General features: G+C 33.4%; 22 protein-coding genes. 14 read left to right on the top strand and 8 right to left on the bottom strand.

The annotated features are described in order from the left end of the window. The first annotated feature begins 73 nt into the window (after positions 1 to 73). Both QYS48_RS06005 and QYS48_RS06000 read left to right on the top strand, forming a co-directional pair. Positions 74 to 1,984: a GAF domain-containing protein gene (locus tag QYS48_RS06005; protein ID WP_308357942.1), complete on the top strand. Its 1,911-nt coding sequence runs from the start codon at positions 74 to 76 to the stop codon at positions 1,982 to 1,984. A 13-nt stretch (positions 1,985 to 1,997) separates the two neighbouring features. Then, on the top strand, positions 1,998 to 2,660 hold the full coding sequence (locus QYS48_RS06000; protein WP_308357941.1) for a DUF3365 domain-containing protein: 663 nt from the start codon (positions 1,998 to 2,000) through the stop codon (positions 2,658 to 2,660). A gap of 9 nt (positions 2,661 to 2,669) precedes the next feature. On the opposite strand, the gene QYS48_RS05995 is transcribed toward QYS48_RS06000, so the two are convergent. After that, a complete protein-coding gene (locus QYS48_RS05995) occupies positions 2,670 to 3,089 on the bottom strand; it encodes a response regulator (protein ID WP_308357940.1) in 420 nt (139 codons plus the stop codon). Between the two features lie 31 nt (positions 3,090 to 3,120). Next, positions 3,121 to 4,365: a phospholipase gene (locus QYS48_RS05990; protein ID WP_308357939.1), complete on the bottom strand. Its 1,245-nt coding sequence runs from the start codon at positions 4,363 to 4,365 to the stop codon at positions 3,121 to 3,123. 86 nt (positions 4,366 to 4,451) lie between these two features. On the opposite strand from QYS48_RS05990, the gene QYS48_RS05985 reads away from it, so the two are divergent. The 5 genes from QYS48_RS05985 (at position 4,452) to QYS48_RS05965 (ending at position 10,155) form a co-directional block, all read left to right on the top strand. Then, positions 4,452 to 5,405 (top strand): pyridoxal-phosphate dependent enzyme, encoded by a 954-nt coding sequence (locus tag QYS48_RS05985; protein WP_308357938.1) that lies wholly within the window; start codon positions 4,452 to 4,454, stop codon positions 5,403 to 5,405. A gap of 140 nt (positions 5,406 to 5,545) precedes the next feature. Then, positions 5,546 to 6,106 carry a hypothetical protein gene (locus QYS48_RS05980; RefSeq protein ID WP_308357937.1) on the top strand — a complete coding sequence of 187 codons (561 nt, stop codon included), beginning with the start codon at positions 5,546 to 5,548 and terminating at the stop codon, positions 6,104 to 6,106. 2 nt (positions 6,107 to 6,108) lie between these two features. After that, positions 6,109 to 6,552 carry a hypothetical protein gene (locus QYS48_RS05975; protein ID WP_308357936.1) on the top strand — a complete coding sequence of 148 codons (444 nt, stop codon included), beginning with the start codon at positions 6,109 to 6,111 and terminating at the stop codon, positions 6,550 to 6,552. Positions 6,553 to 6,679: 127 nt separating this feature from the next. Then, positions 6,680 to 8,488 carry a hypothetical protein gene (locus QYS48_RS05970; protein WP_308357935.1) on the top strand — a complete coding sequence of 603 codons (1,809 nt, stop codon included), beginning with the start codon at positions 6,680 to 6,682 and terminating at the stop codon, positions 8,486 to 8,488. 86 nt (positions 8,489 to 8,574) lie between these two features. Beyond that, complete coding sequence (locus QYS48_RS05965) at positions 8,575 to 10,155, top strand: amidohydrolase family protein (protein ID WP_308357934.1); 1,581 nt, start codon at positions 8,575 to 8,577, stop codon at positions 10,153 to 10,155. Between the two features lie 115 nt (positions 10,156 to 10,270). Here the strand turns inward: QYS48_RS05965 and QYS48_RS05960 are convergent, their stop codons facing one another. The 3 genes from QYS48_RS05960 to QYS48_RS05950 form a co-directional block, all read right to left on the bottom strand. Next, positions 10,271 to 10,975 carry a hypothetical protein gene (locus QYS48_RS05960; protein ID WP_308357933.1) on the bottom strand — a complete coding sequence of 235 codons (705 nt, stop codon included), beginning with the start codon at positions 10,973 to 10,975 and terminating at the stop codon, positions 10,271 to 10,273. Between the two features lie 181 nt (positions 10,976 to 11,156). Then, positions 11,157 to 12,575, bottom strand: a complete 1,419-nt coding sequence (locus QYS48_RS05955) for a Glu/Leu/Phe/Val dehydrogenase (RefSeq protein ID WP_308357932.1) — start codon at positions 12,573 to 12,575, stop codon at positions 11,157 to 11,159. 34 nt (positions 12,576 to 12,609) lie between these two features. Next, positions 12,610 to 13,278, bottom strand: a complete 669-nt coding sequence (locus tag QYS48_RS05950) for a 3-hydroxyacyl-CoA dehydrogenase family protein (protein ID WP_308357931.1) — start codon at positions 13,276 to 13,278, stop codon at positions 12,610 to 12,612. Between the two features lie 49 nt (positions 13,279 to 13,327). On the opposite strand from QYS48_RS05950, the gene QYS48_RS05945 reads away from it, so the two are divergent. The 5 genes from QYS48_RS05945 (at position 13,328) to QYS48_RS05925 (ending at position 16,398) form a co-directional block, all read left to right on the top strand. Beyond that, on the top strand, positions 13,328 to 13,708 hold the full coding sequence (locus tag QYS48_RS05945; RefSeq protein ID WP_308357930.1) for a RidA family protein: 381 nt from the start codon (positions 13,328 to 13,330) through the stop codon (positions 13,706 to 13,708). Continuing rightward, entirely contained in the window at positions 13,708 to 14,193 is a 486-nt protein-coding gene (locus tag QYS48_RS05940) for a hypothetical protein (RefSeq protein WP_308357929.1), read from the top strand. The genes QYS48_RS05945 and QYS48_RS05940 overlap by 1 nt, the downstream gene beginning before the upstream one ends. A gap of 215 nt (positions 14,194 to 14,408) precedes the next feature. Continuing rightward, positions 14,409 to 14,594 carry a hypothetical protein gene (locus QYS48_RS05935; protein WP_308357928.1) on the top strand — a complete coding sequence of 62 codons (186 nt, stop codon included), beginning with the start codon at positions 14,409 to 14,411 and terminating at the stop codon, positions 14,592 to 14,594. 53 nt (positions 14,595 to 14,647) lie between these two features. Then, positions 14,648 to 15,844 carry a 6-bladed beta-propeller gene (locus QYS48_RS05930; protein WP_308357927.1) on the top strand — a complete coding sequence of 399 codons (1,197 nt, stop codon included), beginning with the start codon at positions 14,648 to 14,650 and terminating at the stop codon, positions 15,842 to 15,844. Continuing rightward, positions 15,841 to 16,398, top strand: coding sequence for a hypothetical protein (locus QYS48_RS05925; RefSeq protein WP_308357926.1), 558 nt, complete (start codon positions 15,841 to 15,843; stop codon positions 16,396 to 16,398). Before QYS48_RS05930 ends, QYS48_RS05925 begins: the two co-directional genes overlap by 4 nt. An 80-nt stretch (positions 16,399 to 16,478) precedes the next feature. On the opposite strand, the gene QYS48_RS05920 is transcribed toward QYS48_RS05925, so the two are convergent. From QYS48_RS05920 to QYS48_RS05910, 3 genes are all read right to left on the bottom strand, one after another. Next, positions 16,479 to 16,916, bottom strand: a complete 438-nt coding sequence (locus tag QYS48_RS05920; RefSeq protein WP_308357925.1) for a TPM domain-containing protein — start codon at positions 16,914 to 16,916, stop codon at positions 16,479 to 16,481. Between the two features lie 59 nt (positions 16,917 to 16,975). After that, the gene (locus QYS48_RS05915; RefSeq protein ID WP_308357924.1) at positions 16,976 to 17,482 is read right to left on the bottom strand and encodes a peptidylprolyl isomerase; all 507 of its coding nucleotides are present in this window, start codon (positions 17,480 to 17,482) and stop codon (positions 16,976 to 16,978) included. 103 nt (positions 17,483 to 17,585) lie between these two features. Next, positions 17,586 to 18,182 carry a LemA family protein gene (locus tag QYS48_RS05910; RefSeq protein WP_302103090.1) on the bottom strand — a complete coding sequence of 199 codons (597 nt, stop codon included), beginning with the start codon at positions 18,180 to 18,182 and terminating at the stop codon, positions 17,586 to 17,588. A 152-nt stretch (positions 18,183 to 18,334) separates the two neighbouring features. Between QYS48_RS05910 and QYS48_RS05905 the strand changes: the two genes are divergently transcribed. Together QYS48_RS05905 and QYS48_RS05900 are read left to right on the top strand one after the other, a co-directional pair. Beyond that, on the top strand, positions 18,335 to 19,465 hold the full coding sequence (locus QYS48_RS05905; protein ID WP_308357923.1) for a serine hydrolase: 1,131 nt from the start codon (positions 18,335 to 18,337) through the stop codon (positions 19,463 to 19,465). Positions 19,466 to 19,471: 6 nt separating this feature from the next. After that, positions 19,472 to 19,669 (top strand): hypothetical protein, encoded by a 198-nt coding sequence (locus tag QYS48_RS05900; protein WP_302103092.1) that lies wholly within the window; start codon positions 19,472 to 19,474, stop codon positions 19,667 to 19,669. The last annotated feature ends 214 nt before the right edge of the window (positions 19,670 to 19,883 follow it).

Genomic DNA, 19,883 nt, shown 5'->3' with positions numbered 1-19,883 from the left:
AATAATGGATAAAATTTATAATTCAATTATTTTCATTAAGTTTAAAAAGAAATAATTTTTTAAAGGCCATAAAATGAGAAACTTTCGATTTACGATTGGTAATAAAATTTTAGGAGGGTTTATAACCCTGATCTTGATTTTCATCATTTATGCTGGAATTACAATTTTCACAGTAAGTCAAAATAGTAGTTTAACGCAAACCAATTCGAATGTAATTAAACCCTCTTTAACGAGCATTAAAGATTTTAACCTTTTAATTATTAGGTCTAAAATGCTTGTAACCAACTGGGTATATCTTCAAAGTAACGAAACCGATAAAGAAAGTTTAAGAACACTTCATGAGGAAGAATATCCTGCCATGAAGGAAAAAATCAGTGATTTAAAGGAAAATTGGGACAGCGAAGTTCAAAGGCTCGAAATGGATACGGTATTCACTGAGTTTGAAGGTCTCCTCGATGTTCAGAAAGAGATCATGGGAAGTTTAATTACTTTCGAAGATTATGAGGACCCCATTGTTAAATTCATGGCTTCAGAATCAATAGAGAGAGAAGTAATTCCTAGAACAGATTCTGTTATTTCTCACTTGAACACAATACTTGTCCAGAAACAAGAAGAATCGGAAGAATATGAAGCTGAAGTACTAGACTCATCAAATAGTTTAAGAAACACCTCAATTATTTTAGGTGTAATTTTCGTGATTTTAGGTTTAATTGGAGCATTCTGGTTAGCATCTTCAATCACAAAACCAGTAAATTATATCAAAGATATTATTGTGAAATTAGGTAAAGGAATTTTACCTGAAGATAATGAACGGAAATTTGGAAATGATGAAATTGGTGAAATGGCTATTGCTGTTGGCCAATTAGTAGATGGATTGAAAGATACTTCATACTTTGCTGAAAATATTGGTAATGGTAAATACGATTCTGATTATGAGCCATTGAGTGAGGAAGATGTATTAGGAAATGCCCTTATCAATATGAGAGGCAACCTAAGGAAGGTAGCAGAAGAAGATAAGAAAAGAAATTGGTCAACTGAAGGTTTGGCTATGTTTGGAGATATTTTAAGGAAGAACAATGATAATATTTCATTGCTTTCTGATGATATTATCTCAAACCTTGTAAAATATACGAAGTCTAACCAAGGAGGTATTTTCGTAATCAATAGCGAAGAGGATGATGAGCCATTTCTAGAACTAACTGCTTGTTATGCTTGGGATAAAAAGAAATATCTGGAACAAAAGATATATGAAGGAGAAGGCTTAACAGGTCAGGCTTGGTTAGAAGGGGAGACTATTTATATGACTGAAGTACCTCAGGATTATGTGATGATTACTTCAGGTTTAGGAGAAGCTAATCCAAACAGTATCTTAATCGTTCCATTGAAAGTGAATGATGAGATTTATGGTATAATTGAATTGGCATCTTTCAATGAGTTCCAAGATTATGAAAGGGAATTCGTAGAGAAAATTGCTGAAAATATTGCATCCACTATTTCATCTGTTAAGATCAATGAAAGAACTTCTAAATTATTAGAAGAGTCAAGAGAAATGACTGAACAGATGCGTTCTCAGGAAGAAGAGATGCGTCAGAATATGGAAGAGCTTCAAGCAACTCAGGAAGAAATGGAAAGATCTCAACGTGAGAGAGAAGATAAAGAAAAAATCATCAATTACACGAATATGATGATTGAACTTGACGGTTCTTTCTACATAAACAGCATTAATAATGTTACGAATGATAAGTTGGGTTATACTTCTTCTGAAGTTGGAGGTTCTGAGCTGTCCATGTTAGTGGAATCTAAAGATGCTTTAAAATCAATGAAGTCATCACTAGAAGCTAACAAAACTTGGTCGGGCACTATCAAGATGAAGAATAAAGCAGGAGATGTGGTAGACACTCAATTCTCTTGTGGTCCATTAAGTGGTCAGAGTTCAGGAGGAAGCAGTTATCTAATGATAGGATCAGTAATCAATAAAGATTAATGATTTAAAATCTATGAGGTATTCAATTGCCAAAGCATTAAGCTTATTAATTATATTATCTATTTGGGCCTGTGGTTTTTCAACTGAAAAGCGCAGGCCCAAACGCATTCAAGATACTCTTGAAGAAAGAGTGGTTAAAAAAGTTTCGGAAGCTGAAATCATCAATAAAACTACCCAACTTGGAGATTCTATAACTCAAGTAGTAGGGGCTGTTTTCATGTCTAAAATCTCAAAGGAGTATGCAAGAGGAGGATATGAAGCTGCTGCAAAATATTGTAGCATGAATGCGTATCCTTTAACAGACAGTTTAGCCGATCAATACAAGGTTTTCCTTAAGAGAGTAAGTAATAAAAATAGAAACCCTATAAATACTCCATCAGATATTGAAAAGAATATTTTAGAGGCTTTTGAATATTCCTCTGAACGTGGTGATGAAATTGGAGCTAATGTGCAGTTCATTAGGCCTGGTGACACCATTCTTTATAATAAACCTATTAAAATCCCATCAAAATTATGCTTAAATTGTCATGGTACAAAGAACCAAATTTCTAAAGAGGTTCAAGCAATTCTTAAAAAAGAATATCCTAATGATAAGGCAATAAACTATGAAGTGGGCGATCTTAGAGGAATGTGGAGTTTAAAGTTTTTGAAGAAAGAGATAGTTCAAAAGCTTTAAGTTGAAAGCTTATTCAGTATAAAATGCTTTGAACTTTTCTTCAGATTTAAGCTCTAATAATCTTTGCTCAGATAATGGTTTTTCTACATAGTCAATCACCATATCATATTGTTCACTTTTAATTTTATCGGCAGTATTAATCGATGAGGTTAATACAATAACAGCTATATTTTTATCCATTCCATTTTCAATAATAGCATCCATTACTTCCCAACCGCTTAAGATAGGCATATTGATGTCTAGCAATATGCAGTATTGCTTTTTAACATTATAATAGGTTTTCAGATAGTCAACGACATCATTTCCATTATAGAAACTTTTAGGTGCTGGATGAAACTGAGTTTCCTTTACATGTACATCATGTAAAAAAACAGTCATGTCATCATCATCCACAATTAACACTTCAAAATCCTCATTTTTTAATGACATAATGCTTATTACCTTCTCTTTTGATTATTTATTAAATACCTGATAAAAAATATCTAGAAAGTACATCAGAAAAGAATCTTCCGCCTCCAGCACCATGTATATCTTCAACAGCTACATCACTGCCGAATTCGTAAGTTTCAAATAATACTTCTTCACTGCCATTTGCAGTTAAGTTTTCATAAGCATCAACAGAATTGAAATAAGGGACCAAGCCATCATTTCTACTGTGATACAACTTTATAGGAGCATTGGCTTTCCAATCATGTACATTATTGTCAGCTAATGCTTGGCTAAATCCACTATTAGGGTCATTGATTTCATCTATAAATTCAGTGGTAAATATTTCTTGAGGGTTAGTATTTGATAAGGCAAAATAACCACCATTTTCAACTTCTGTTGCATAAGGTTCATTTAAATAATAATCCAAGCCTCTTTGTAAATATACTCTATCGTAAGTATCCATTACCCATAAATATAGACTGATTGAGAAACCTAATTCCCCTTCAAAATTGAAAATGTAATTCCCAACAGCTGATTTATGATAGGCACCAGCACCCATCGCACTTCTTATAATATTAAATTCACCTGGTTGTGTTTCTTCAATGTATTTATGCAGCGCCATAGTCGAATTTCCTCCTTGAGAATACCCTAATAAATGTAATTCCTCAGTTCCGTTATCATCAGCTCTCATTTTTACCTCTAAAAACTCAGCATATTCTCTTGCTGCAATTAACATATCATAGCTAGTAGTAGCTGTTGTTTGAGCATGCTCATATGGGTGAAACATATCTCCTGTGCTTCCATAACCGATATAATCAGGGGCTGAGATCATATAACCATTTGCAGCAAAAAGAGCAGCGGATAAATGAATTTCTGCATTATTTTCTGGTAAATAAGAGGGAGCTCTATTTTCTTGATCAATTTGGGGATTTGCATCTTTTGCTAATGTGCTATGCTGAAAACTGGTAAGTTTAGCAGAACCTTGAACAATAGGAATCAAGATTAATCCGGAAGCTTCTACTTCTGTTCCATCATAATTTTCCGTCATGTAGGTTATTTTATGAGCCGTGATATCGAAATTGATAAATCCACCTACTAAATTATTTCCACCAAAGCGAGCACTAATATCCTCAGTTGAGATTGAATCCAGAAATTCATAGCTGACTACATGTTGAAAATTAAATTCATTCTCTAAATCATCATCATTATTGCAGGCAAAAACTAAAACTGAGAGAATAACTAGGCTAAATAATCGAAGAAACTTATTAGATTGCATATTGTGATTTTATTACTACTTACTATTTATGATAATAATCATAAAAACTGATTAGCAATATATTAAATTCTAACTAAGATAGCCTTATGCTGCTTCAAGAAATACCAAAAAAAGAAGACATTATTTCAGCTGAGAAAAGAATTCACGACTATGTTCATAGAACTCCGGTTTTTACTTCTACTACATTGAATGAAATTTTAGGAGTTAATGTGTATTTCAAATGTGAGAATTTGCAGAAAGTAGGTGCTTTCAAAATGAGAGGTGCATCAAATGCAATATTATCACTAACAAAAGCACAATTGAAAAAGGGCGTGGCTACACATTCATCGGGTAATCATGCTCAGGCGGTAGCTTTAGCTGCCAAGCTATCAAAAATACCAGCTTATATTGTGATGCCTCAAAATGCTCCTGAAGTTAAGGTAGAAGCGGTAAGAAGATATGGAGCAGAGGTGATTTATTGTGATTCAACTCTTAATGCTCGGGAAGAAACTTTAAAAGATGTTGTAGCTAAAACGGGAGCTACATTTATTCATCCGTATGATAATTATGATGTGATTGCAGGCCAAGCAACCTGTGCTAAGGAAATGATAGAAGATACGGATCATTTAAAAGCTATATATGCTCCAATTGGGGGTGGAGGACTTATGGCTGGAACTTTACTTTCATCTCAGTATTTTGGTCATAAAATTCCAGTGATTGGCGCAGAACCCGAAGGTGCTGATGATGCTTACAGATCATGGAAAGCTGGCAAAATAATTCCTATGGAATTTCCTGATACCATAGCAGATGGTTTAAGAACTTCTTTGGGGGAAAGAAATTTCCCTATCATTCAAGAGCATATTGAAGATATTATTACCGTTAGCGATCAAGAGATAATTGAAGCGATGAGGTTAATTTTCAACTATTTAAAATTGGTGGTTGAACCTTCAGGAGCTGTTCCTTTTGCCTCTATGATAAAATCGAAAGAAAGGTATAAAGGGCATAAAGTTGGGGTCATATTATGTGGTGGAAATGTTGATTTGAAAAGATTGCCTTTTTAAAAATTTTTTAGCCTTTTGGAGATTATATTCATTTTATGAAAGTTGTTCATCGCTATTATATACTGCCCAGGAGAGATCAAAAAAGAAAGTTATGGTCTTTTGTTTTTAATTTACTTATACTGGTAGCAATAATAGTATTTATGGCATGGAGCACCGGCGTTTGGTTTTTATTAATCCTTATTCAGCCTGTATTATCAGTATTTGCTTCCTTTATTGATGTGCCTACTGCTCGAAAAAACGGTAACTTAGTTTACTATTCCCCTTTGTTGCTATCATCAGCCCTTAAGCATAATAAAATTCAGCTTCATGGCGGTACGCTTTTCGATTATTATTATACCTTAAGTATTCACAAAAGTGAATCAAGAAATAAGAAGGCGATCCTTTATAGTTACATTGAAGGTATGATTAATATGCTGGATTCATTTAGTAAAGATCAGGATGATGTTAAAATTGAAGCAAATGCTTATTTTATTAATCCTCACACTGCCGAAAGGTTAGGATTTAAAAAGGTAAAAACTAAAAATGCTCAAAAAATTATAATGCTTTTGAATTACGTGCCCATCACCATAAGCTATACAATTGCAATGGGAAAACTGAGTATCCCAAATATCTTTTCATTAAAAAGTTATGAAAGTACCATAGGAGAATTGCGTAAAAACAGGTCAAAATTATTTACAATGTTTGAAAGAATTAACAAATAAATATGAAGTCAGCAATAATTGAAAAATGCAGAGAAAACTTAAGGAATTATAGAGAAAATCTTCAAAAGGATATTGATGAATTGAAGAATTCAATGACTGCTGATACGAAAAGTTCCGCAGGAGATAAATATGAAACGGGAAGGGAAATGATGAAGCAGGAGCAAGATAAGTTACAGGCTCAGTTGGAAGTAATTAACAGAAACTTGGCGGTCCTACAAAACATTAATACTCATGAAGAGTATAATTCTGTTCAGTTTGGAGCCTTAGTCACAACTTCAGAAGGAAAGTATTTGATTTCAGTTTCATACGGAAAGCTACATATTGAGGAAAAAGAAGTGGTTTTAATTTCTGCTATCAGCCCCTTAGCGCAATTAATGATTGATAAAAAAGTTGGAGATAAATTTGATTGGAACGGAAATAAAATCATGATTGAAGAAATTCACTAATACTCTTGCACATCGGCTGGAATTTTTCCACTCATGTAGACGCCTTTTATAATTTTAAAGAAACTCCAAGTTTTAGCTTTTTAAATTATCTTCAAGCTTTACCTTTACACCTCCAAAAGGAAGAAGCATGAGCACAGCACAAAAGATTGATTTTTATAAAGGTAAGATTGAAAGTTTCCGAACTGATGTAGAAAAGTACAGAAAGCAAACTAACCAATTTGGTACTATAAGAGTGCTATATTTTTTGGCCTCAATTATTCTAGCGGTTTATTTTATTAACGAAAGAGACGGAGCATCAACTGCAATTGTATTACTTCCTTTTCCATTGATATTTGGCTGGTTAGTGAATAAGCATAAGTCTAAAAAAAGAAGTTTAGAATTATGTCGAAATAGAATCAACTTTCTTAAGGGAGAAATTGACCGATTAAACCTGAAATTAGATGCGCTTCCTGATGGAGAACAATTCAATGAGCATTTACATGAATATATTGCCGATATGGATGTATTTGGTAGGCATTCTCTTTTCTCTTTATTGAATAGAAGCGTTTTGAGTTTTGGCCAAAACGCCTTAGCAAATTGGTTTAAAAAACCAGCCAGCAAAAGTGAGATCATTCAAAGACAAGAGGCAGTTGCTGAGATAAAAGATGATTTTGACTGGCGATTAGAATGGTGGGCAGAAAGTAGAATAAAAGAAGGTAAGGAAGATGAATATGAATTAAAAGCGGTCTTTAAATATTTTAGTCATACCGAAAAAGAATCAGTTAAACCAGCTTTTAGGATATTACCCTATGTAGCGATTACCCAACTTTTGGTTTTAATCATTTTGGCGATTACTGGAATTATAGCAGGTTCATTTGTAGGGCTTGGTTTTCTGATTAATATTTTAGTGTTGGCCCCAGTTCAAAAGAACATTATGAGGCTGCAATCCGAAACTAAGCCTATTGCTGAACATCTGGAACAGCATAAAAACCTATTTAAAATGGCGGAGGAAAAGCAAGTATCTTCTGCCCTACTACAGCAATTTCAACAGTATTTTCAAAACCCTAAAGCATCCACAAAAATAAAGAGGCTGTCTAAAATTTTTAATTGGTTACATGCTCGAAATGGGATGATGTATTGGATCATTAATCCTTTTGTATTAATTGATTATTGGGTTTTAAATAGTTTAATAAAATGGAAAAATGACTATGGAAAATCTATAGAAAATTGGTTTGATGCTATTGGGAAATGGGAAGCCATCATGAGTATGGCAGAATTTTCTTTTGCTCATGAGCAATATAAAAACGCTGAAATATTAGATGCAAAATGTGATTTAATAGCAAAAGACCTTGGACATCCTTTATTAAAACATGATGAGAGGGTTTGCAATGATTTTGAAATGACCGGTCCTGGTGCAGTCACATTAATTACGGGAGCCAATATGAGTGGTAAAAGTACTTTTGAACGTTCATTGGGTGTTAATATGATCTTAGCACAAATGGGGGCGGTTTGTTGTGCAGAAAGTATTGCAATGAGTCCATTGCAGTTATTTACGAGCATGCGTACACAGGATAATTTGGAAGAAAACACCTCTTCATTTTATGCTGAATTAAAACGACTAAAGCAACTGGTTGATATGACCAAAAGACCTCAAGAGCGGCCAATTTTCTATTTGCTAGACGAGATTTTAAAAGGAACCAATTCTGAAGACCGAAATATAGGGGCTGAGAGTTTGATTCGTCAGTTGATGAAAACCAACAGTATGGGATTAATATCAACTCATGATTTATCCTTAGCTAAATTAGAAAACGAACTGAACAACTTCCAAAACTATAGTTTCAATAGTGATGTAAGCGGAGAAGAAATTCTGTTTGATTATAAGTTACATAATGGTCCTTGCCATACTTTTAATGCAGTGCCTTTAATGCGGAAAATGGGGATAGATATTATTGAGTAAGCTGAAAATTTCTCCACTCTTCAAATACAACTCTATCATTCAAACAATCTTTCTTATATTGAATTTATTAGCAAAAGCATTTAAATATGAGAAAGACATTACTAATACTAATTGCAGTATTCATTCAAACTGCTGTTTGGGCTCAAATTGAAAAGGCTCCCGAAAGAACAGAAGGTGAAGGTCCTTGGCCTCAACTCATCATCCGTGGCGTTACACTGATCAATGGAAACGGAGCCCCTCCATTGGGTCCAGTTGACATAGTAGTGGAACAAAACAAAATTGTAAAAATTGAAACGGTAGGATATCCAGGGGTTGAAATCAAGGATGAGAGTAGACCCAAATTAAAAGAAGGCGGTAAAGAATTAGACGCTTCAGGCATGTATTTAATGCCAGGCTTTATTGATATGCATGGTCATATTGGCGGAGAATCTCAAGGAACTCCATCCGAATATGTTTTCAAATTATGGATGGGGCATGGAATTACCACTATTCGCGATCCTTCTGCCGGAAATGGTTTAAACTGGGTGTTAGAGCATAAAAGAAAAAGTGCTGCCAATAAAATAACAGCACCAAGAATTCTAGCCTATACTGCTTTCGGGCAAGGTAGTGATGAGCCGATCAGTACTCCCGCCATGGCTCAAGAATGGGTACAACAAAATGCTAAAAATGGTGCGGATGGCATCAAGTTTTTTGGTGCAGCACCTGAAATTATGCAAGCCGCTCTTGAAGAAAATAAGAAGCTAGGTTTACGTTCTGCCATGCATCATGCGCAATTAGATGTTGCCAGATGGAATGTTTTAAATTCCGCAAGAGCAGGTTTGACTTCCATGGAACATTGGTATGGTTTACCTGAAGCCATGTTTACTGATAAAACAGTTCAACATTATCCTTTAGATTACAATTATAATAATGAGCAACACCGATTTGCAGAGGCAGGTAAGCTGTGGGAGCAAGCGGCTCCTCCTTATTCTGATAAGTGGAATTCTGTAATGAATGAGTTGATCGATTTAGATTTCACCATTGATCCAACTTTCAATATTTATGAGGCTAGCCGTGATTTAATGCGCACCAGCCGAGCGGAATGGCATGATGATTACACCCTGCCATCACTATGGGAATTCTATCAACCTAGTATGGTGTCACATGGTTCGTATTGGCATTACTGGGGCACTGAAGAAGAAACTGCCTGGAGAAATAATTATAAACTCTGGATGACTTTTGTGAATGAATATAAAAACAGAGGTGGTAGAGTAACGACAGGCTCTGATTCAGGGTTTATATTTCAGTTGTATGGCTTTGCATATATTCGAGAAATGGAATTGTTAAGAGAAGCAGGCTTCCATCCATTAGAAATTATGATGTCATCAACTTTAAATGGGGCGGAAGCTTTAGGCATGGCTGATAAAATTGGTACTGTAGAAGTTGGTAAGTTGGCAGATTTCGTAATTGTAGAAGAAAATCCATTAGAGAATTTAAAAGTATTGTACGGTACTGGTGCTATTAAATTAACAGAGGATAATGAAGTAGTCAGAGTGGGTGGTGTAAAATATACCATTAAAGATGGTATCATTTATGATGCTCAGAAATTATTGGAAGATGTAAAACAAATGGTGGCTGAGGAAAAAGAGAAGACTGGTTATGAGATTAAACAACCGGGGATGAAGTGATTTAATAATTGTTAATTCGTAATTACGAATTATGCTATTTCAATTAGTGGTTCATTATGAAAAAAGCTCTGCCAGATATTATTAAATTCTGGCAGAGCTTTATTTTTATTTTAAATTATTGGCAATCTGAGAAAGCTACTACATGTTTACTTAAGTCTTTCCATGCTCTGTCAGTTGAATTCATTAATTCATCACAACCTTCCCACATTACCTCATATTCTTCATCGTAATCCTTTTTCTTTAGCTTATAAGCTGCTTCGCCATCATTCGTTTTCACAAAATATGATTTTTCTAATCCACCAGCTAAGGTTACGCCACCAACGCCAACAGACATTGTTTGCTTAGCCATAGGATCATGATAAACTTTAACTTCTTTAGAAAAAGTAGGGTTTAATAGCTGCATTAAAAGCTCCATTTTCTTTTTCTTTTTATAATACACCATTGCATTTTCAAAGTATACATAACCGTCATCTAATAAATCTTGATCGATTTGTTCATTATTCCATTTTTGAGCATCAGACATCGCATCCATTGCTTGACTTACTTTGTCTAATCCGCTTTGAGGCAAGTACATTTCTTTAATATCTTCTGGCTTAAGTTTTACTTTTTTACCATCCTCTTTTTCAATTTTAATCTGATCAATCAAACCTTTCTTTCTGTCTAAATCTTTAATGGTTCCAGTTATTTCAGTTCCATCTTTTAGGGTGATATAAGATGTTTTTTTGTGTGAATAAGTAAATGATGGACTTAATAATTTTTGTGCAAATGCAGATCCAACAAATAGCATAGTAAGAGCTAGTAATAATAATTTTTTGTTCATAATTATAAGTTTAGTTTATACAAATGTAATCATTGAAAGCTTGTATGCAACCATTAGTATAAATATTTAAAAGAGGAAATATTAATTATCCTAAGGAAAAACACTCATCTCTGTGGTGCTCAGAAATAAAAAAGGCCTGTCAGTAATATTGACAAGCCTTGGATAAGTTTTGTAAAAAAAATCAAGGGAAAATACCCATATCCGTATAGCTGATAGCAATTCTTTCAATTGCTAAAATGAAAGCCGCAGTTCTTAAGCTTTTGATTTTCTTATTTTTTCGCATTTCATTTAAATCATGATAAGCAGTTACCATTGTTTCTTCTAAACCTGATATTACTAAATCCCTTTCACTTGCCCCTTTCACTATTGCATCTCTTTGTTCCTGTTTAAAAGCATCACCCGTTGCGTTTTCAATGCTGTCTAGTAAGAATTTATATTTTTCCATATCATATCGCTTTTCTAACTTACCAAATGATACTCTTGATAAATTTTTAAGCCATTCAAAATATGAAACAGTAACACCACCTGCATTTAAATACATATCTGGTATTACAAAAATCTCTCGATCTAAAAGGATTTTTTCTGCTTCCTTAGTAATAGGTCCATTTGCTGCTTCGCCAATAATTTTAGCTTTAATTTTTCCAGCATTTTCACTGGTGATTTGGTTTTCTAAAGCAGCAGGAACTAGAATGTCACATTCCTTTTCCAGTAATGATGCTGAATCTTTTATAAACTCTCCTTTTCCATAGCCTTCAAAACCTTTGTTCTCAATTTGATATTCTTTTAAAGCTTCAATATCAATTCCATTTTCATCCCAAATTCCACCATTCCATTCTGCAACACCTATAATTTTAGCTCCAGCTTCTGAAAGGTACTTAGCGGAATAAAAACCTACGTTACCTAATCCTTGTATGATGATTTTTTTGTCTTGCAAACCTGTGGTCAATCCTAAAGATTCCATATCTTCTTTCACACTAACAGCCTCTCTAATGCCAATATAAACACCCATACCAGTTGCTTCAGTTCTTCCCTCAATACCATGTTGAGAAAGAGGTTTTCCTGTTACACATGCTTTTGCATTAATGGCTTCAGGATTAAAAGCTTCGTAGGTATCGACTATCCAGGCCATTTCTCTGGCGCCTGTACCATAATCGGGTGCAGGTACGTCAATCGCAGGCCCTATAAATTTCTTTTTAATTAATTCAGAGGTGTACCTCCTAGTAATCTTTTCAAGTTGACGAGTGTTGTAGGCCAATGGGTCAATATTTACACCACCTTTAGCACCGCCAAATGGAATGTTTACCATAGCACATTTAAAAGTCATTAAGGATGCTAATCCCATTACTTCTTGTTCATTAACCATCTCACTAAACCTAATACCTCCTTTAACGGGGAGTTTGTGGTGAGAATGCTGTACTCTGTAGCCTTTTACAACTTGATAAGACCCATCATCCATGCGAACTGGGAAATGGAATTTATAGATACTGTTGCATTGCTTGATTTGCTCTAATAAACCTGGGTGAAGCTCCATATGCTGAGCTGCATCATCAACGAAACTGCATACATCTTCGAATAAACTATACTCTTGATTTTGTGCCATAGTAAGCTAGAAAGTTTTTATTTAATTAAATCAATTACACTAAAGCTAAATATTCTTTTTTCAATCGAGGGCAGATTTTATATCTTTCTTCTTTAGTATCTTCATATACGGACTCTAATAATTCATAGACGTTTTTTATTCCAATTTTTTCAGCCCATTCAAAAGGTCCATTAGGATAATTGGTTCCTAATTTCATTCCGAGGTCAATATCTTCTTTTTCTGCAGTCCCTTCCTGTAAAGTATAGAATGCCTCGTTTATAATCATGCATATAACCCTTGGGGTAACCATCCCTACTCTATCCTCAACGATATCAAAATCCGTTTCTAATTTACCACACATTAAGCTCAATTTTTCTTTATCGAGCTCATTTTCAATACTGCATTCTAATATTTCTCTTCCAGCAAAAGTTGGCAGTCCGTTAAATCCAAATACTGTATTTTGTGTTTGGTTTTGGAAGATTTTTAAGTTCCCAAAGCTACTCATAGCCATATTTGTAAATATGGTTAGATCAGGTCTTTGCTCATAAAACTGAAGTGCTTCTGGTTCCTCAGCAATGAAAAAGTCAAAAACTACATCGGCTTTAAAAAAAGCTTCTTCAGTGATTTCAGTAAGGTCATTGAAAGTTATGATTTGGTGTTTTTCACCAAATTTAGATATGATTTCTTCTTGGTTTATGGGTGACCCAACAACAAGTATATTCATAATTTGTTAGTTTTGAACCAAAGTTAATGAACTAATTATAAAAAGCGAGATGAGTAAACAAATCATTCAAACAAAAGAGGCTCCTGCACCAATTGGACCTTATAATCAAGCTGTTTTAGCAGGAAACACCTTGTATGTTTCAGGTCAAATAGCTTTGGATGCACAATCTGGAGAATTGATCAATGAAAATATTACAGAAGAGACACATCAAGTTATGAAAAACCTTGAAGCTATATTATCTGAAGCAGGATTAGGTTTTTCAGATGTGGTAAAGTGCAGCATTTTTGTAAAAGATATGGGTAATTTTGCTACTATAAACGAAGCATACGGAATGTATTTTAAGCAAGATCCACCGGCTAGAGAAACTGTGGAAGTAGCGCGTTTACCTAAAGATGTAAATGTTGAAATCAGTTGTATTGCCGTTAAATAATGCAATTATGGCCAGCTAAATCGGAAATGTTTCTGAGCCCATTAGGGCAAAATGAAGTGATGAGAAGGATGAAGCTGGCCGTAAAACCTGTAAAATATCAATCCTTTAAAAACCGATCATTAGGGGATGAGGAAGAGGAGGTATTTTTATTTAATGGTAATGTAAGCGAGAATGCTTTTGCTATTTCTCAAATTGTAAGCCGACCGAATAATTTTTTACCTTTAATCAAAGGAAAGGTTGAAGGTGGTCAATCAGGAAGTTTAATTCATCTTGAGTTTAAGCTATTCCCAAGCGTAAAATATTTTTTAGGCTTTTGGGTAATCCTAATGTTAATGTTCTCAATAGTTTCTTATTCACAGGGGGAAAATGCGTTGACCATTATTTTCCCATTGGTGATTTTGGTGGCTAGTTATGCATTGATATTATCAAGATTTAATGATGCTTATCAAAAAAGCAGAAGAGAGCTTTTGAGGCTTATTAAATAAAAATAAATTAGATCGATTTTTGATTTTAATCTTTTTTACTAAACTAGCGATTCAACCAAAAAACAATACCCATATTGTTAAGTTTAAGTACTCTTGCTTAGACTTCCTTATAGAAGTTAATGATTACTCTTTTCGGAAGAGGCCTCGTAAGCGTACTCATTTCTTAATTGTTCTTTGGTTGATTAAATAAATTTTAAACTAAAAATATTTTAATCATGAAGAAGAAATTATTCACACTTATGTCAATTGGCCTATTTTCATTGACCATTGGTTTTGAAGTTTATTCGCAAGGCCAGAGTATAATAGCTGGCAATGATAAATCTTTGGCTGAGTATTCAGGTGGTGGTTTTTGTTGTGCAGATAATGATAATAATGATTGTACCCAATCTCCGGATTGTTAAAACATTTTAAAAGCAATGCTACTAAGCATTGCTTTTTCAACAAATTATGATTTATGAAGGTAATTAAAATTATAAGTTTACTATCAATAGTAATTTTTCAAAGCTGTAATACTCCAGAAAAAAATTATTCAAAAGAGATTAGAATTAACTTGAATGATAAAAAAACTATTCAGTATGGAGATTACTTTGAATTAAATAAAATTGTTACGCTTGATTCAGAGGAAATAATAAGCAATATACAATCAGTAGGACAATTAAGAGATAATTTAATAGTTCACTGTCGTAAACCATCAAATCTTATCCTAATTAAAAATCTCAAGAATAACAAAGAGGTATTAATTAATAAAATTGGCGAAGGACCAGATGAATATCTGAACATCACGAATTTTAGTGTATCAAAGTCTGGAGAAACATTTTTCATTTTAGACAATAAAAAAGGAAGAATTACTGAAGTTGATACACTTGGCAATATTAAAAAAATTTTCAAGAATGAGTTGTTAAATTCGACCTATTCTTTTACTCATTTGAAAGGCGAAATTTTTGCCTTACATGGAGGTAATTTCTATTACGGAACTCTGGGACATCAACTTGCTATATTTGATTTTGAGAAGGACAAGTTACTTGAAAAGTTTTTACCGATTCCAGAAAATCAAAGAGAATTACTATTTATGGAAAGAAATAATTTCACAAGGAATGAAGGGTTTTATCACAATATGCTTATTAGTAAATTATTTCAATTAACAGATAAATCTATTGCAGCTGAATATAGTGTGCATTTTGAGAATCAAAATATGCCCGAATCCTTTCTTAATCAAAATTTTGATGGTTTAATGGATTTTGTTAAAACTTTAAATAAATCAAATTATCCTTTCAAATTGACAGATTATAACGTTAGTGAAAAATTTATTTATTTCACATTTAAGTATAAAGGGGAACTATATCATACCCTTTTTGACCGGAATACTGAAGAAAACATAACTTTTGACCATTTATCGAATAATTTATATGGGTTTTCAAATGAAAAAGTGAAGGCTGATTTTAATAAAGTACCTCTTGGTATATTTTACAATAGTATAGTTTTTCAAGTCGACCCTTTTGAAGAAATTGAGAAAATGAAACAGATAAAAGGTAAACTCAATGATTCAGAATGGGAAACCTATGTGATTTCGAACAAAAAATGGTTTGAACTCTTCGATAATGTGAATCAAAACTCAAATCCAATTTTAGTTTTATTAAATTATAAAGGATGAATAAGTATATATTTGTTTTATCGATTATTGTAATTCTCTATTTATCTTATTCTAATTATAACTTAAGAAAGGATACGAAAATAGAATGTAATACATCTGAAATTGTTAAATTAAACACAGATTATGAATTAAGTATTCATAAAAACTTTAATAAATTAGAAAATAATTTTAGTTTAAAGGGCAAAATTTATGACTATGATATGAATAATTATGAGCTTCAGGGGAGTAAATTGATTTTAAGAATTCCATCAAATGTTTGCAATCCTTGTTATGACCAAATTTATGATCTTATTAAAAGTAATTTCTCTACGTTTATTGATCAAAATTTGATAATTTTAGTAGATGTGAAAACGCTCAGAGAATATAGACAATATTTTATGGATTTAGGAATGTCTGATATGGTAAGAGGAATTAAAGATGATTTTTTAATTGGAGGGGGGCTGGAGAATCAACCATTTCCATACCTATTTATGTATAACGTGAATCATAATAGTTATGAGTATCCTTTTTTAGTGAATAAAAAGTTCACTGGAGAGAATAGCAAGATATTTTGAAGTGATGTCTGAAAAGGATTTTTAATCATTTGTCACTTAATTTTGAAACTCCATACATTCAGTAATTGTATGGAGTTAATTCAATTCTTCCCAAATGAAATTTCATCTGGCAACTCGTTTTCATCATCTTTTTGATAAGGAAAGTGGGATGCGAGTTGTTCTCCTGCCATTTTGATTCCTTCGCTTAGTCCAGCTGTTAAATCTCCTTTTTTAAAGTGAGCTAGCATATGTTCCTTTATGTCATCCCAAAAGTTTTCAGGAACTTTATTGTTAATACCTGCATCACCTAAAATGGCAAACTTATGATCCTTCACAGCCATATAAAAAAGAACTCCATTGCGTTCTTTGGTTTTATGCATTTTAAGGGTTTTAAAAATGTAGGCTGCATGATCCATTACATCTTCCTTGCAATGATTTTCTAGGTGAATTTGAATCTCTCCTGAAGTATTCAGTTCCGCCTCTTTAATAGCGCTAACAATTTTTTTCTTTTCTTCTTCTGTGAATGCATCTTTTGCCATGACATAAATTTAATAAATCTTCCAAAGAATACGGCCTTATTCTTTAAATGTTATTGTGCTTATTGAAAGCGAATGCCATCTGGTTCAATATGATGTTGTCTTTCAATCTCTTCAAAAGATGCTTTCCTCACTGATATTATATTGCCTTTAAAAAATAGATCTTGACCGGCTAAAGGGTGGTTGAAGTCTACCTTTACGTCTGATTTATTTTTATCAATTATTCTTCCACTTTGCGATTCTTCACTATTCTCATACCGTATGTAAGCGCCTACTTCCAAGGTTTCTTCAGTATAGCCTTCTTTCTCTTTAAAATCAGCTTTTGGGATTGTTTTGATTAAACTTTCATCCTTTTTACCATAAGCAAAATCAGCGGGTAATCTGAAGGCAAAGGTCTCATTTTGGGTTTTTCCTTTTAACTGCTCTTCAAAATAGGGTAGCATTTTTCCACTTCCAAAGAGAAATCTTAACGGATAAGATTGCCCTGAAAAGTCAACTAATTCACCTTCTTCATCTTTTTTTCTAACGTGATATGATAAAGTAACTACTGTGTTTTCTTGAATTTCCATATTATATCAACACCTGCATTAGCTTGTTGTTTGCAAAGATTTACAAATAAAAAAGGCTTCAAAATTTGATTTGAAGCCCTTTACTATCACTTGCTATTTTCAATTAATCGAAACTCACTTCAGGTGCATTTTCTGCTCCTTGGTCAGCTTCGAAATATCCTTTCTTCTCAAAACCGTATATGCCTGCTAGCATGGTTTGAGGAAATTTTCTGATATAGGTATTGTAGTCTCTTGTAACCTCATTGAATCTTCTTCTTTCTACAGCAATTCTATTTTCTGTTCCTTCTAATTGATCTTGCAATTTTGAGAAGTTTTGATTGGCCTTTAAATCTGGATATCGTTCAACTACTACCATTAAACGAGATAAAGCAGAACTTAAGCCTTGTTGTGCTTGCTGGAATTGCTGGATTTTTTCAGGACTCAAGTCATCCGCGTTAATATTAACACCAGTTGCTTTTGACCTCGCTTCAATTACACCTTGAAGTGTCTCTTGTTCAAAATCAGCATATCCTTTTACCGTATTTACTAGGTTCGGTATTAAGTCAGCTCTTCTTTGATAAACATTTTCAACCTGCGACCATGCTGAAGTTACTTGCTCTTCTTTTGTAACCATATTGTTATAAGAACCAGCAAATACTCGGTATATGATAATGGCAACTAAAACAATGATGCCAATCGTAATTAAAAGACCTCTTTTCATATTAATATAATTAGGTTTAGTTTAAATTTTTGATGTCACTTCCAATACGAAGGTAGCAGAGAAATGTTAATTTAGAAATTCAATTTGTTTTAATGATATTATTACTTTTTGAAAATGTATTTTTGCTTGGTTTATAAAATTGTCTTGAATTTATGTTAAGAAAAACACTAGGCGCATCATTTATTGTCATCGTTTTATTGGGTATTACTTTTCTTTTCCTGCCTGATTATTCTCAAAATGCTTTTTTGCATTTAACTGCTAATATTGATGACTATGAAATATTCGAAAATAGAACCGTAGCAGCCAGCAACCCTCAACCATGGGCTATTTCTCCTGGATATAATCAATATGAAATGGGCCAGGCTTATCAAGAAATTCTGGAATCCTATGAAACCACAGCTTTTCTAATTGTAAAAGATACTGCAATATTTTATGAAAAATACTTTTTAGGATATGATGAAGAAGCCATTTCTAACTCTTTTTCAGCAGCAAAAAGTATAGTGAGTTTACTTATTGGCATAGCAATAGATGAGGGCAAAATTAAGAGTGTTTTTGAACCCGTTTCTGAATATTTAGAATCCTTCAAAGAAGGGGATAAATCAGAAGTTACCATTAAAGATGTTCTCACTATGAGCTCAGGTATTGACTGGAATGAAGCTTATATGAGCCCATTTTCAAAAACTACTGAAGCCTACTATGGTCACAATTTAAAGAAGCTGGTTGATGAATTGAAGATGGATGGAGAGCCAGCTCAGGAGTTTGCTTACAAAAGCATAAATACTCAAATCTTGGCAGAAATACTCGAGGCAGCCACCGGTCAATCAGTAAGTGATTACGCTACGAATCGTTTATGGCGAAAAATTGGAGCAGAACATGATGCACTTTGGAGTTTAGATAGAGCAGGCGGAATGGAAAAGGCATTTTGTTGCTTTAATAGTACAGCTAGAGATTTTGCCAGAATAGGTCAACTGGTTTTGAATAATGGTGAATGGAATGGAGAGCAAGTTGTTCCAGCAGAATATATTCAAGTAGCTACTCAAGCAGCTAAACTATTCAGTTCAGAAAAGGAAATACCTTATTACGGTTATCAATGGTGGATATTGAACTATGAAGGAAAGCAAATTCCATATGCAAGAGGGATTTTAGGGCAATATGTATTTGTTTTGAAAGATAAAAATGCTGTAGTAGTAAGGTTAGGTAAAAGCAGAAGCAAGCTTTATACTGATAATCACCCTGATGATGTGTATGAATATGTTGAAGCTGCCTACGAATTATTGAAATAAAATAGAATGGAGTTAACTAAGATTTTAAGAATAGTTTATTGGGTTTTGGTAATCATCATGATTATGGTGTTTTATTACAGCCTTAGGTATGCAGGTGACCAAGCCATGGAGTATACTTTAGTAGCCTTAGCCTTCTGGACCGCAGCTTTTGTATTGAACCGATACATTCGAAAACTGAATTCTAAAAAGGATGACGAACAATGATGTTGGTATAGTGTGCTTTTTGTTAATCTTATATTCTTTTCTAGTAAAAGGTGCAATTTATTACTTCTCAATTACAAGAGCTTAAATAGATGTTTAATCACATATTGTTTACTATCCTTTAAATATAGCCACTCATCGAAATAAAGTCTAAATATTTATTGAAAAAATATTACAATGTAGATAAATAGCATAAATTACACCGATATTATGTAGA

This window comes from Marivirga arenosa, from assembly GCF_030503895.2.
Classification (GTDB): domain Bacteria; phylum Bacteroidota; class Bacteroidia; order Cytophagales; family Cyclobacteriaceae; genus Marivirga; species Marivirga arenosa.
The sequence above is the reverse complement of the archived record's forward strand: the minus strand, read 5'-3'. Positions and strand labels throughout refer to the sequence as shown.